13 protein-coding genes are annotated in these 12470 nt (G+C 58.2%); 11 read left to right on the top strand and 2 right to left on the bottom strand.

The window, feature by feature from the left end; genetic code table 11:
- Positions 1 to 36: 36 nt before the first annotated feature.
- On the bottom strand, positions 37 to 594 hold the full coding sequence (locus tag FJ443_RS25455; RefSeq protein ID WP_140666210.1) for a recombinase family protein: 558 nt from the start codon (positions 592 to 594) through the stop codon (positions 37 to 39).
- 170 nt (positions 595 to 764) lie between these two features.
- Between FJ443_RS25455 and FJ443_RS25450 the strand changes: the two genes are divergently transcribed.
- From FJ443_RS25450 to FJ443_RS25430, 5 genes are all read left to right on the top strand, one after another.
- Positions 765 to 1508: a hypothetical protein gene (locus FJ443_RS25450; RefSeq protein ID WP_140666208.1), complete on the top strand. Its 744-nt coding sequence runs from the start codon at positions 765 to 767 to the stop codon at positions 1506 to 1508.
- 314 nt (positions 1509 to 1822) lie between these two features.
- Positions 1823 to 2758, top strand: a complete 936-nt coding sequence (locus tag FJ443_RS31470) for an HNH endonuclease (RefSeq protein WP_210239618.1) — start codon at positions 1823 to 1825, stop codon at positions 2756 to 2758.
- A gap of 91 nt (positions 2759 to 2849) precedes the next feature.
- Complete coding sequence (locus FJ443_RS25440; protein WP_140666206.1) at positions 2850 to 3416, top strand: hypothetical protein; 567 nt, start codon at positions 2850 to 2852, stop codon at positions 3414 to 3416.
- The gene (locus FJ443_RS25435) at positions 3409 to 4281 is read left to right on the top strand and encodes a lysozyme inhibitor LprI family protein (protein ID WP_181175136.1); all 873 of its coding nucleotides are present in this window, start codon (positions 3409 to 3411) and stop codon (positions 4279 to 4281) included. Before FJ443_RS25440 ends, FJ443_RS25435 begins: the two co-directional genes overlap by 8 nt.
- Positions 4282 to 4468: 187 nt before the next feature.
- Entirely contained in the window at positions 4469 to 5077 is a 609-nt protein-coding gene (locus tag FJ443_RS25430) for a hypothetical protein (protein ID WP_140666202.1), read from the top strand.
- A gap of 67 nt (positions 5078 to 5144) precedes the next feature.
- Here the strand turns inward: FJ443_RS25430 and FJ443_RS25425 are convergent, their stop codons facing one another.
- On the bottom strand, positions 5145 to 5993 hold the full coding sequence (locus tag FJ443_RS25425; protein WP_140666200.1) for a hypothetical protein: 849 nt from the start codon (positions 5991 to 5993) through the stop codon (positions 5145 to 5147).
- A gap of 489 nt (positions 5994 to 6482) precedes the next feature.
- Between FJ443_RS25425 and fabD the strand changes: the two genes are divergently transcribed.
- The 6 genes from fabD to FJ443_RS25395 all read left to right on the top strand — a co-directional run bounded on the left by fabD (position 6483) and on the right by FJ443_RS25395 (position 12470).
- Positions 6483 to 7424: an ACP S-malonyltransferase gene (gene fabD, locus FJ443_RS25420; protein WP_140494459.1), complete on the top strand. Its 942-nt coding sequence runs from the start codon at positions 6483 to 6485 to the stop codon at positions 7422 to 7424.
- 132 nt (positions 7425 to 7556) lie between these two features.
- Positions 7557 to 8294 carry a 3-oxoacyl-[acyl-carrier-protein] reductase gene (fabG, locus tag FJ443_RS25415; RefSeq protein WP_140494457.1) on the top strand — a complete coding sequence of 246 codons (738 nt, stop codon included), beginning with the start codon at positions 7557 to 7559 and terminating at the stop codon, positions 8292 to 8294.
- Positions 8295 to 8564: 270 nt separating this feature from the next.
- Positions 8565 to 8801 carry an acyl carrier protein gene (locus FJ443_RS25410; protein WP_006203723.1) on the top strand — a complete coding sequence of 79 codons (237 nt, stop codon included), beginning with the start codon at positions 8565 to 8567 and terminating at the stop codon, positions 8799 to 8801.
- Positions 8802 to 8835: 34 nt separating this feature from the next.
- Positions 8836 to 10098: a beta-ketoacyl-ACP synthase II gene (fabF, locus tag FJ443_RS25405; protein ID WP_140494455.1), complete on the top strand. Its 1263-nt coding sequence runs from the start codon at positions 8836 to 8838 to the stop codon at positions 10096 to 10098.
- Between the two features lie 102 nt (positions 10099 to 10200).
- Entirely contained in the window at positions 10201 to 11409 is a 1209-nt protein-coding gene (gene mltG, locus FJ443_RS25400) for an endolytic transglycosylase MltG (RefSeq protein WP_140494453.1), read from the top strand.
- A 170-nt stretch (positions 11410 to 11579) separates the two neighbouring features.
- A complete protein-coding gene (locus FJ443_RS25395) occupies positions 11580 to 12470 on the top strand; it encodes a YicC/YloC family endoribonuclease (RefSeq protein WP_140555752.1) in 891 nt (296 codons plus the stop codon).

Here is a 12470-nt window from a genome sequence, read left to right as displayed (position 1 = left end):
ACTGCTCCAGCAGTGCCCTAATCGCCGTTTGAGCCATCAAGCGGCGGCCTCAGCCAAAATCCGATAAACCGACGAGCGACCCACCCCGATTGCCTTGGCGATTTCAGTTGGCTTCTTGCCTGCCCGATGCATCGAGACGACCTCAGATGTTTTGCGCCGGGCGGTGGGTGCACGGCCACGAAACTTATGTTCAGCCTTGGCCTTGGCGATACCTTCACGCTGACGCTCAAGCATCAATTCCCGTTCGAACTGGGCGATTGAACCAAGCATGTTCAACATCAGCCGGCCAGTTGGCGTGGCCGTGTCGATTTTCATGCTGAGGATAATCAAGCCGACCTTCTTGGCCTCAAGCCGAGCGATAATCTGGCACCAGTCGGCAACGGAACGGGCAAGGCGGTCGAGTTTCGTGACCACAAGACTGTCGCCGTCACGTACGAACTCGATGGCTCGTTCAAGTTCCGTTCGGCGTGCGTTGATCGAAGAGACTTGTTCGCTGAAGACCTTCTCACAGCCGTGAGATTGCAAGTCTCGGAGCTGCGCCTCGTAACCGGCCTGCTGCTCCAAGGTGCTGGTTCTGGCATACCCAATAAGCATCAATGTTGTCCCACAAGAGTCCTAGACATTGTGAGACAAATGTCTCAAAAAGTCAAGGTGGCTCTTGTGGGACGCCATTCCATAGATAAGTTCATTCCCACAAGGGCAGGGGCTAATGGGACCCAATCTCCGAGGCGGTCCCATTCCGAACTGATAGGGAGGAGTGCGGCTTGGCTTGGGATGTTTTAAACGCAGAGATACTGGCGATCTGGCGGGAGCATTTTGCGGTCCAAGAGGAGGGAGTGCTCGCACCTCTTTTCTATCCAGATCATGGCCCGCCAGAATTGCTGTTCGTCGGTTTCAATCCGTCGTTCAAAATCGAAGCAACGCAGGCACGGGCCCCCGATGTCGATGTGGGCGAGTTTTACAGGTGGCGTGAATTCATCGACGAACGGATTCCAAAGATGCAAGATATTCAGCATCGATTTTTGGAGGATTTCCCTTATTTTGCACCGATGCGAGAGATTGCCGAGCATGTCGGAATGAAGTGGGCTCATCTTGATCTTTACCCTTGGCGGAACACGAACCAGCAACAAACGATTGATTTCCTCGACGGGCGACCCGCCCTCAAGCTTAGATTAGACCGGCTATTCGAGGCGACGATCCGCAGATTGAAACCCGCAATCATCGTGGTTGCGAACGCCTACGCCTCCAAGTGCTTTAAGCTGCTTTTTGAAGGCCATCTTCCCTTTGACGACAAGGTTGGGTTTCATCGTCTGGAAATGGATAGCAAGCCGACAGCAGTTTTCTTCAGCAGCATGCTGACCGGCCAGCGTGCGCTTGATACCGGTTCTTTGGAGCGCCTTCGTTGGCACGTGCGAAAGGCTGCTGAGGGCTTGAAGCCGGCAAGGGCTCTCAATGGAGACCGCAGCCGGCATATGAGCTGGGGAGCAGGGGACGTGGAATTTGACTAAGGCCGGCCACACATTTTGCCGACCCTGATGAGGCCGTTGGCTAGCTTTTGGTGAGCAAATCGTTCTCGGCGACTTAGAGGCGTGCCCAATGAACGGCAAGCAATACGATGGCCCGGTTCTCGAATGTTGTGTGAACAAGGCGCCACGGCCACGCTCAAGGCTGGCAAGCGCACTCCTAACGGGTGAGTGAGTCTTGCAGAATGCTTTAGATCGCTCTACTGTCCAGCCGGGCTGTTGGGGGCGGCGAAGTGGATCTTTTGATTCTGATCGTTTTTGCTTGCTGCGGTTGCGTCAAAGTGGACCGAAGCTAGCCGATGACCACATATCTCTTTCAGCGAATCGTCCACAACGAACACGCTTGGGCCTCTCCGTCACCGGGCAGACAATCTGCCAAAATTGACAGAGGATTTTTAAACTCCACTGGCTTCGCAGGCGACGACTGGAATTTTGCCTTCGCTGATGCGGTCAAAGGAAATTTGCACGGCTACTCTCGATATCACCCGGCAAAGCCCCAAGGCGACTACAACATAGTATTTGCTGTTTACGAAACTGGTGGACGATGGAGTGTGGCCGGCTTCTATGAAGATGCCATTTTCGCTGAAAGCGGCAGAATGCTTCCCGATGAGATAATAGAGCGACGGGCGCAATCGCTGCACGTCATACGTCGCCATCTCTCGGACCCCTACCGTACATATACGCTGCCGCAGTTTCGGAGTTACGTACGAAACGCCAGTAAATCGTCACGCATCGTGGTTCCAGTCGGCCAAGCCGTCCTTCTTCCAGCGCCTCTGGAGGTTACCTTTGACGGAATTGAGCGAATGGGGAAGCATTTTGGAACAGCAACCCGAATTTCGGTAGAACAATACGCAGCGATAAAGCAATCTTGTTCGGCGGTTTACGGTAGACGTTCGACGCAAAATGAGTCTTTCCCCGAAGGGAAGCTCTTTGAAACGAGGCATAAGCGCCGAGAGCGTTCAAAAGCGCTTATTAATCGTACGAAGAGTATCTTCAAAAGAGAAAACGACGGCAGACTCTTCTGCGAAGTGTGCGGATTTGATTTTGGGGCTTTCTATGGCGAACTGGGGCACAATTTCATTGAGGTTCACCACACCATCCCTGTCCACACTCTGAGGGACAGGGACAAAAGCAGGGTAGAGGATATGGCAGTCGTCTGTTCAAACTGCCATCGAATGCTCGATCGCCGGCGGCCTTGGCTTAGAAAGGCGCAAATCAAGAACATATTGGCTTAATCAGGATATTCGGAAGGAGGGCACGATATGGATATGGACGTGGATACCCCGCAATGAATGCGATTTCTGCACTGATCGGGATTTGGCGCTATTGGCGGCCCTCGTTGCGTTGGTTCCGATTGGGGTTTTGAACTCGTTCTGGGCCTATCCAAAAAAACACCACTGGCAGAAATGCAAACTGATGGTCCTGCTGCTCCGCAGCGTTCCGGTAACCACTCGGAGGCGCCGTTCTATGATGTCAGTTTTCAATAGCTTGGGCTCGCAATTTGGAGGCCGGAATGAAAGCGCTTTAGTCGTTATCTTTGCGATGGGGCTAATGGGAATGTCGTTGCAAGTGGGCATGGCTGCTGACAAGCTCCCTTTTCCAGACGGTTCATATGCCTCCGACGCAAAGTTCTGCAAAATGAGCAGGGAAAAAGCCTACGGTGAATCCGAATTCACCCTGTATGACATTCGGGGGAGCGAACTTTCGAACTATGAGACATCCTGCACAGTGAAAGGCGTCTCAGTCAAAGGGAACGCCGTAAAATTTAAGCAGGTGTGCGAGACCGAGGGCGAAAGCACGGTCGACACGGTCGCTTGGAAGAAGCTCAGCGGAAATAGCTTCTCGGACGAAAAGGGCCATGTTTGGACGGGGTGCGGACGCTTTGTTGAATGATCCGACGCATCCGTCTTTACGAGCGCTTCTGGGTGCGGCTCTTGCGTTCTGTTTAATGCCGATGGGCATTGGTGCTGCGGCCAGCTTCGATTGTCGAAAGGCCTCAAGCAAGGAGGAGCGCCTGATTTGCACAAACCGGAATCTGTCGGACGTTGACGGCCAGATGGCGGACGCATTTAAGGCGGCTCGCAAAAAATCCGACGATAAGGATGCTCTTCTGGCCGATCAGAAGGATTGGCTGGAAACACGAAGCATGTGCCTTCTTCGGGGCGATAAGGCGATGCAGATCAGTTGCCTGATCTCTGCGACCGAAAATCGCTGGGCCGAGCTCCTAAACCTTACCATGCGAAGCGAGTTGCCACCGGAAGGTAGCGCCGCCACGATGTCGAATTCCATTGTCGGGCGACGGATACAAGGCCGTTGTCACATGGATTATTGCGGTTGGTTTAGTATCGAGAGGCGCAGTGTCGCCGCTCGTGTGCCCCATGGTGTCCTGTACAAGGTTGAAAGTCGGCATTGGGAAACAAAACATCCTGAAGGCACCTATGACACGCCGGCTCCTTTGAAAGACAATGGGCGAAGCGATTGGTATGCGTTCTGTTCGCTGACTCGTCCGGCCACGATCTTCCACGACAGCGCAGAAAATAGCTGGGTTGTTTCGACGCTATCCCCTAACGATCCAGGTGGGATTTTCGGCTACAACGAGTCGGCATACACGGAATATCTCGCCGCCTGCCACGATATCGAAATCACTGATGTTTATGGTCAGATGGCTTCGAAGGCAAAGCGGTTGGGTTATCGAGTTGATGCAGAAGCGGTGAAGCAGGAGCGGTTGGCTGATCCGATGGATTATCTTTCGGAATAGAGCGGAACTTGCGGTAGCAGTGAGCCGAGCAGCACCTAGAGGGGGGCGATGGCAGGACTCGAAGCCGCTCTGGAGCGGGTCAACAGAAAGGAGCGATATTGGCTCCTGAGAGAGGCTCTTGGCATTCAGCCTCTCAGCCAAGAGTTCCGGACAAAGCTAGACAGCAAAGCGGGCAGGGGATTTGCCAATGAATGTTGAAGTTGCGGACGAGATCGAGAAGTTGGCCTCTCTAAGAGAGAGAGGAATTATATCTAAGCGTGGGCACGATTATGCAAGATCGCTTCTGACAAGCGGGAAGAGTATCAAAATCTCGGAAGAGATTGAAAAACTATACGTGCTGCTTTGTAACAAAACCGTTGACCAGAAGGAATTTGAGAAAACCGTATCTTCTTTGATTTATGCGGGCAAAATGGAGGAGAGGAACGGCAAGACCCGCACGGCTGCGGATAAGCACAATAATGCCTATAGAGCGAGCAAGGGATCCAAGTATCTCAGGGATTTGACCATAATTGCATTGATTGCGGCGTTCGGATTTGGCTTTCCGATTTTTGCTGAAAACAGCTCCTCAGCCTGTGATGCGGCGGAAAAGAGGGCTATCTCAATAATGGCCGAAAAAGGAACCGATACGGGGACCGTGGCGTTCTCTAATCTCGCTGGTTCCTTAAGTAGCGGTCGGATTTTCGAGACCGTCGTGCGCTCGAAATATCCCAACATTCCTCCCGCATTGTCTTGCGCCTACGCCTACTGGAACCTGTTGCTGAATCCGGACGAGTTTCTGAGGCATTTAACTCGTTAGGGCGGAAATGTGGCGTGAGATGGCCGGGCAGTCGGAAGGCGGTTCAATTGTGCGCTTGGTGTCATCGTCACCACCATCGACTCCGAATGTGATTGAATGCAGGAGTCGGTTCGTTGCCTTCCGCTACCCATTCCTTGCGAAATGCTCGCCTCATTCTCTGGAACCACGCATCGAAAAACGCATCGGCTTTTTCATCGTTGCCGTACTTCCCGAGAATTAGTTCACGGTTGAACACGGCCATCATCGGTGACAGTTCTGGTTCCCACTCTTCTTTACCATCCTCCCACCGCATTTCGCCATAGTCCGCAGCGCTCCACGCATCATCAATCTGATTCAAAATCCACACACACCAATCGTACCATTCCACCCATTCTTCCTCTGTTTCACCTCGCCAAATCCAGCGTCCGGCACGATATTCCGTGATGAATCCCCAAATATAGGGATCCACATCACCGAAACTTCGATCGCCCCAATGGCAGTCACGAATTTCATCTGAAACCCGCTTGACACATTCAGCCCATGTCATGGCGTCTTTCTTTTTCTGGTGTTTCTTCCCGCTAAGTTCGCTTGGTTTGTGTGCCAGCAGCTTCAACATCAAAGCTTGGAAGCGCTCAAACAGACGATCATATTTGCCAATGCGTGGCGGCTTCGGTGGCGGTGGTGGCGGGGAAGGTGGTCCGTAATTCCTATAATCCTTCACTGAGTTGATCAGCTTTGAAGCCAGTTTCAGAATCTTCTCGAAATCTTCAATGCTGGTTTCCGCCCAAGGCTCTCTGTTTGCCGTGTAACTCTTGGTGCGGTCATACCAGCGGGTGAGCATATCCCAATCTTTGGCGAGTGCGGAATAGCGCTCGTCTAACGAAGTCCAGTACTTCTCTGCCAACTCAGTCCAATGCTGCGTATCTGCTTCGTCCATGGTTCCAATCCCTAGCACATCTGGAGGCCATGTAGCGGTTGTTACGGCGATGTCAATGCATTGAAAATTCTATAGTTCAGAAACCTGATTCTATATGTTGGAAACAAGATTCTATAGGTTGAATCCGAATCTATATGTTGGAATCTGAAAGTTTTGATCGGAAGCAGTCAACGAACGGCACCGAAACGTGGAAAAGCTCCCAAGCCGGATGGAATTGACTGATGAGAGGTCAGCGAGCCGAAATGGCCGTGTTTCGAATAAGCGCTCCTCGGCTTCGAGTTGGAGCGGCTGATGTTCCAACTGCTGAAGACAGGGTGGCTAATTGATTCATCGAGTGTGATCGCCAAAAAGCCTTTTGGAACAGGCACTCGGCCGGCAAAGCTGCCAAGGGGCCGGGTCGAACCGGGCTTGACTTGGCAGGCCGCGTTGCGTCACAGGCAGGAAAATTCGTGTATCAGGCAAGCAGAACCGAGCTTTGGGAGCCCACACATGGCCGTTGCATTCACCTTTCCGGGACAAGGCAGCCAGGCTGTCGGCATGGGCAAGGACCTCGCCGATGCCTTCCCCGAGGCGCGTAGGGTTTTTAGCGAAGTCGACGACGCGCTCGGCGAAAACCTGTCGAGGCTGATCTGGGAAGGGCCGGAAGAGACGCTGACGCTCACCGCCAACGCGCAGCCGGCGCTGATGGCCGTATCGCTGGCCGCGATCAGGGCCTTGGAAGCGCGCGGCTTCTCGCTGAAGGACAAGATTACCTACGTCGCTGGCCATTCGCTGGGCGAATATTCGGCGCTTGCCGCCGCCGGCTTCGTCTCGGTTGCCGATGCCGCCAGGCTGCTGCGCATCCGCGGCAATGCCATGCAAGCGGCGGTGCCCGCCGGCGAAGGCGCCATGGCGGCGATCATCGGACTGGAGCAGGCCGATGTCGAAGCCGCCTGCGCCGAGGCTGCCAAAGGATCGGTCTGCCAGATCGCCAACGACAATGGCGGTGGCCAGCTGGTGATTTCCGGCGCCAAGGCAGCGGTCGAACTGGCTGCCAAACTGTGCACGGAAAAAGGCGCCAAGCGAGCGCTGATGCTGCAGGTCTCCGCGCCCTTCCATTCGGCGCTGATGGCGCCCGCCGCCGAGATCATGCGCGAGGCGCTGGCCGGGGTAACCAAGAACGCGCCTGTCGTGCCGCTCGTCTCCAATGTCACGGTCACTCCGACCAGCGATCCCGAAATCATTGCGCGCCGTCTGTTCGAACAGGTGATCGGCCGCGTGCGCTGGCGCGAGACGGTGGAGTGGTTCGGCGCGAACGGCGTCACCACGCTCTATGAAGTCGGCGCGGGAAAAGTGCTTTCAGGGCTGGCCCGGCGCATCAACCGCGAAATCGCCACGGCATCGGTCGGTTCCGCGGCCGAGGTCGAAACCGCACTGGCGGCGCTCGGGTGAGGCGCCGCGTGTGAATTTGATGGCGCGGCTTGTATCGCTGAAGATATTCCGTTGGTGATGGCAATCGGATACCCGCGAGACGTATACAGATAAGGTTGCTCGCTGAGCTTCCGAAACCAAAGAGGAAAACACATGTTCGAACTGACCGGCCGCAAGGCACTTGTCACCGGCGCGTCGGGAGGCATCGGCGAGGCGATCGCCAGGGTGCTGCATGCGCAAGGCGCCATCGTCGGCCTGCACGGCACGCGCGTCGAGAGACTGGAGGCGCTGGCCGCCGACCTGGGCGACCGGGTGAAGCTGTTTCCGGCCGACCTGTCGAACCGCGATGAGGTCAAGGCGCTCGGCCAGAAAGCGGAGGCCGATCTCGAGGGCGTCGACATCCTGGTCAACAATGCCGGCATCACCAAGGACGGGCTGTTCGTGCGGATGTCGGACGCCGACTGGGACAGCGTGCTCGAAGTCAATCTGACGGCCGTGTTCAGGCTGACGCGTGAGCTGACCCATCCGATGATGCGCCGTCGCCACGGCCGCATCATCAACATTACCTCGGTGGTCGGCGTCACCGGCAATCCCGGCCAGACCAACTACTGCGCCTCCAAGGCCGGCATGATCGGCTTTTCCAAATCGCTGGCGCAGGAGATCGCCACCCGCAGCATAACCGTCAACTGTGTCGCCCCGGGCTTCATCGAATCGGCGATGACCGACAAGCTCAACGACAAGCAGAAGGAGGCGATCATGGCCGCTATCCCGACGCGCCGCATGGGCACCAGCGCCGAAGTGGCGTCCGCCGTCGCTTATCTTGCCTCCAACGAGGCCGGCTACGTCACCGGCCAAACCATCCATGTGAACGGCGGCATGGCGATGATCTGATCGGGTCGGCCAAAGCATGCATTTCGGGCCGGGCCCGGGCATTCGCGGTGGCTTTGAGACGGCGACAGGCAACGCCTGGGCGGGCTGTGAAAAGGGACCATTTCGGCTTGGACGCCCACGATTTTTCGTGTAAATGCGGCCCGCAACCCGGCGGTTCGGGCAAAAACCGGTCTGCGGCCATTGCGTTTCCGGCGGGACCATCTTTCAGCTTGATTAGCGGCATTCCGCCCGCTAACGAAGACAGACAACCAAAAGACGAGGATGCCCCAAATGAGTGACACCGCAGAGCGCGTCAAGAAGATTGTCATCGAGCACCTGGGCGTCGATGCCGACAAGGTGACGGAGCAGGCGAGCTTCATCGACGATCTGGGCGCCGACAGTCTCGACACGGTCGAACTCGTCATGGCGTTTGAAGAAGAATTCGGCGTCGAGATCCCCGATGACGCGGCTGAAACCATCCTGACGGTGGGCGATGCCGTGAAGTACATCGACAAGGCTTCGGCCTGACGCTTTCCGCAGTCATCACCGGGGAGGACCTGCGATGAGGCGTGTCGTCGTCACGGGCCTTGGGTTGCTGTCGCCGTTCGGCATGGGCTTCGAGCACAGCTGGAAGGAACTTCTGACCGGCCGCAGCGCCGCCAAGCGCATCACCGAGTTCGAGGTGGAGGATCTTGCCTGCAAGATCGCCCATGTCGTTCCGCGTGGTGACGGCAGCAACGCCACCTTCAATCCCGAGGCGGTGCTCGAGCCGAAGGAACTGCGCAAGATCGGCGACTTCATCCTGTACGGGATCGCAGCCGCCGACGAGGCGCTGAAGGATTCCGGCTGGCAGCCGAAGACCCATGCCGAGCAGTGCGCCACCGGCGTTCTGATCGGTTCGGGCATTGGCGGCATCGAAGGCATCGCCGAGAACGCGATGATCCTGAAGGAGCGCGGCCCGCGCCGCATCAGCCCCTTCTTCATCCCCGGCCAGATCATCAATCTCGTCTCCGGCCAGGTTTCGATCCGGCATGGGCTGAAAGGCCCCAACCATGCCGTCGTCACCGCTTGCTCGACCGGCGCGCATGCGATCGGCGACGCAGCCCGGCTGATCATCTGGGGCGATGCCGACGTCATGGTCGCCGGCGGCGCCGAAGCGCCGGTGACGCGACTGTCGATCGCTGGCTTCGCTGCCTGCCGTGCGCTCTCGACCGAGCGCAACGACGCGCCGCAAACGGCTTCGCGGCCCTATGACCGCGATCGCGACGGCTTCGTCATGGGCGAGGGCGCCGGCGTCGTCGTGCTTGAGGAACTCGAGCATGCCAAGGCGCGCGGCGCGAAGATCTATGCGGAAGTGACCGGCTACGGCCTGACCGGCGACGCCTATCACATCACCGCACCGGCTGAAGATGGCGACGGCGCATTCCGTTGCATGACGGCGGCGTTGAACCGGGCAAAGCTGACGCCCGCCGATGTCGATTACATCAACGCGCACGGCACTTCGACCATGGCCGACACGATCGAGCTCGGCGCTGTCGAGCGGCTGGTCGGCAATGCCGCATCGAAGATTTCGATGTCGTCGACCAAGTCGTCGATCGGCCATCTCCTCGGCGCGGCAGGGGCTGCCGAAGCGATCTTTTCGATCCTCGCCATCCGCGACAACATCGCGCCGGCGACCATCAACCTTGACAATCCGGAGCGTGAGACCGCGATCGACCTGGTGCCGAACAAGCCGCGTGCCCGCCAGATCGACGTGGCGTTGTCCAATTCCTTCGGCTTCGGCGGCACCAACGCTTCACTGGTCTTCCAGCGCTACAATGGCTGACCGTCCGCCTGCCGGACGGCGCTTCGGCGTGTCGTCAATTTTGCCATATTCGCCCCTACTCTGCCGCAGGGGATTCGTTGAGAGATCAAACGGTAGGGCGAAATGAACACAAATCCGGCCGGCAACGGAGAGTTCGGGCAAGGGCAGGCGACATCGGGGCCGATCGTACCGAAGACAGCCGCCGAAGCCTTGCGGCCGGAGGCCGGCACGCCGCCGCCGAAGCGCTCGCGTGCTTCGCGCAGTCAGGTCGTCGTGTTCATGAACTTCGTCATCTCCTTGGTGATGCTGATGGTTCTGGCGGCGGGTATCGCGCTTTACTTCGGCAAGCAGGAATTCACCGAGCCCGGCCCATCGGCCAATGGCGACACCTTCCTGGTCAAGCCGAACACCGGCGTCCAGGATATCGCCGACCAGCTCGAGCGGCGCGGCCTGATCAGCGACGCCCGCATATTCCGTCTTGGCGTTAGGGCCTTCGGCAATGATTCGGCGCTGAAGGCCGGCGAATACGAGATCAAGCCCCGGGCGTCCATGCGCGACATCATGGAATTGCTGAAGAGCGGCAAGTCGGTCATGTACTCGCTGACCATTCCCGAAGGGCTGACAGTCGAGCAGGCGCTGGCGCGCATCGCAGGCGAGCCCGCCTTGAGCGGCGACATGCCGGCCACCGTGCCTCCAGAGGGCAGTCTCGCCACCGATACGCTGCGCTTCACGCGCGGCGCCACGCGCCAGCAGATGATCGACAAGCTGCTGGCCGACCAGAAGAAGCTGGTCGAGGAGGTCTGGCAGCGGCGCGCCGCCGACCTGCCGCTCGCCAGCATTGACGAGTTCGTCACGCTGGCCTCGATAGTCGAGAAGGAAACAGGCAAGGGCGATGAGCGCTCGCGCGTCGCCGCGGTCTTCCTGAACCGGCTGGCCAAGGGCATGCGCCTGCAATCCGATCCGACCATCATCTACGGTCTGTTCGGCGGCAAGGGCAAACCCGCCGACCGGCCGATCTATCAGTCGGACATCCAGAAGCCGACGCCCTACAACACCTATGTGATCAACGGCCTGCCGCCGACGCCTATCGCCAATCCCGGCCGCGCGGCGCTGGAGGCGGTAGCCAATCCATCAAAGACCGACGACCTCTATTTCGTTGCCGACGGCACTGGCGGACACGTCTTCGCCGCCACGCTTAACGAGCACAATGAGAACGTTGCGCGCTATCGAGCCCAGCAGAAGAAGCAAGTCGACGACGCGGCCAAGGCTGATGCCAAGGTGGAGGGGCAGACCGACGCGCCCATTGACGGCGACGCGGGGGCGGCCCAGTAGCGGCGCACGGTTTTTCCAGCTCGTCCACGCTATCGGTTGAAGACAGGAGCGTTTGGATTTATCGGGGCGCCTCGTAAGCCGATTGGCAGGCGGGCATTTCGGCTTTCTGAAGGTGCGCGAGGCCGGATCAAGCAGTATCCGTAATACGCGCCAGGGGGTATGCAGGCACCATGAATTTGCAGAGCATGACCGGGTTTGCGCGTGCTGTCGCCGAGCATGACGGCACCTCGATTGCCTGGGAGGTCAAATCCGTCAACGGCAAGAGCGTCGAGGTGCGGCTGCGGCTGCCGCAGGGCTTCGAGCGGCTGGAGCCGGCCATCAGGCAGACGCTTCAGAAACGTTTCGCGCGCGGCAATTTTCAGGCGACGCTGACCATCACGCGCGCCGCCGGAATGCAGTCCCAGCCCGTTGTCAACGAGGCCTTCCTCAAGGACCTGGCCGGGCTCGCCAAGCGGATCGAGGAACAATTTGGTGTTGCTCCTGCGACCGCCGACGGATTGTTGTCGCTGCGCGGCGTGCTCGATATTCCCGAGACCACCGAAACCGAGGATGTGCGCACGGCGCTCGACAACGCCGTCATGGCGGCCCTCGATGTGGCGCTGGAGGGGCTGGAGCGGTCCCGCGAGGGTGAGGGCGCGGCACTTCGCACGCTTCTGCTGGGCCACATCGACGCCATCGAGGCGCTGACGCTGGGCGCTGAAGCGGATCCGTCGCGCGAACCGGCGGCCATCCGCGAGCGCCTCGCCGAACAGGTGCGGCTCTTGATGGATGCTTCGGCCAACCTCGATGTCGGCCGCTTGCACCAGGAAGCCGCCTTCCTCGCCACCAAGGCCGATATTCGCGAGGAGATCGACCGCTTGAAGACGCATGTGACGTCCGGTCGTGCATTGCTTTCCGGCGGCGGCGCCATCGGACGCAAGCTCGATTTTCTAGCACAGGAATTTAACCGCGAATCGAATACGCTGTGCTCGAAGTCGAACGCTGCCGCGGTCACCGCCATTGGACTGGAACTGAAGGCCGTGGTCGATCAGTTCCGTGAACAGGTCCAGAATCTGGAGTAG

Origin of the sequence: Mesorhizobium sp. B2-6-1 (assembly GCF_006440475.1) — a bacterium.
Classification (GTDB): domain Bacteria; phylum Pseudomonadota; class Alphaproteobacteria; order Rhizobiales; family Rhizobiaceae; genus Mesorhizobium.
Note: the sequence above shows the minus strand (reverse complement) of the source record. Positions and strands in the feature narration are given on the sequence as shown.

Coding starts and splice junctions, on each gene's coding strand:
- FJ443_RS25455 (WP_140666210.1), bottom strand. CDS start 594: ATGCTTATTGGGTATGCCAGAACCAGCACCTTGGAGCAGCAGGCCGGT.
- FJ443_RS31470 (WP_210239618.1), top strand. CDS start 1,823: ATGACCACATATCTCTTTCAGCGAATCGTCCACAACGAACACGCTTGG.
- FJ443_RS25430 (WP_140666202.1), top strand. CDS start 4,469: ATGAATGTTGAAGTTGCGGACGAGATCGAGAAGTTGGCCTCTCTAAGA.
- FJ443_RS25425 (WP_140666200.1), bottom strand. CDS start 5,993: ATGGACGAAGCAGATACGCAGCATTGGACTGAGTTGGCAGAGAAGTAC.
- fabD (WP_140494459.1), top strand. CDS start 6,483: ATGGCCGTTGCATTCACCTTTCCGGGACAAGGCAGCCAGGCTGTCGGC.
- fabG (WP_140494457.1), top strand. CDS start 7,557: ATGTTCGAACTGACCGGCCGCAAGGCACTTGTCACCGGCGCGTCGGGA.
- FJ443_RS25410 (WP_006203723.1), top strand. CDS start 8,565: ATGAGTGACACCGCAGAGCGCGTCAAGAAGATTGTCATCGAGCACCTG.
- fabF (WP_140494455.1), top strand. CDS start 8,836: ATGAGGCGTGTCGTCGTCACGGGCCTTGGGTTGCTGTCGCCGTTCGGC.
- mltG (WP_140494453.1), top strand. CDS start 10,201: ATGAACACAAATCCGGCCGGCAACGGAGAGTTCGGGCAAGGGCAGGCG.
- FJ443_RS25395 (WP_140555752.1), top strand. CDS start 11,580: ATGAATTTGCAGAGCATGACCGGGTTTGCGCGTGCTGTCGCCGAGCAT.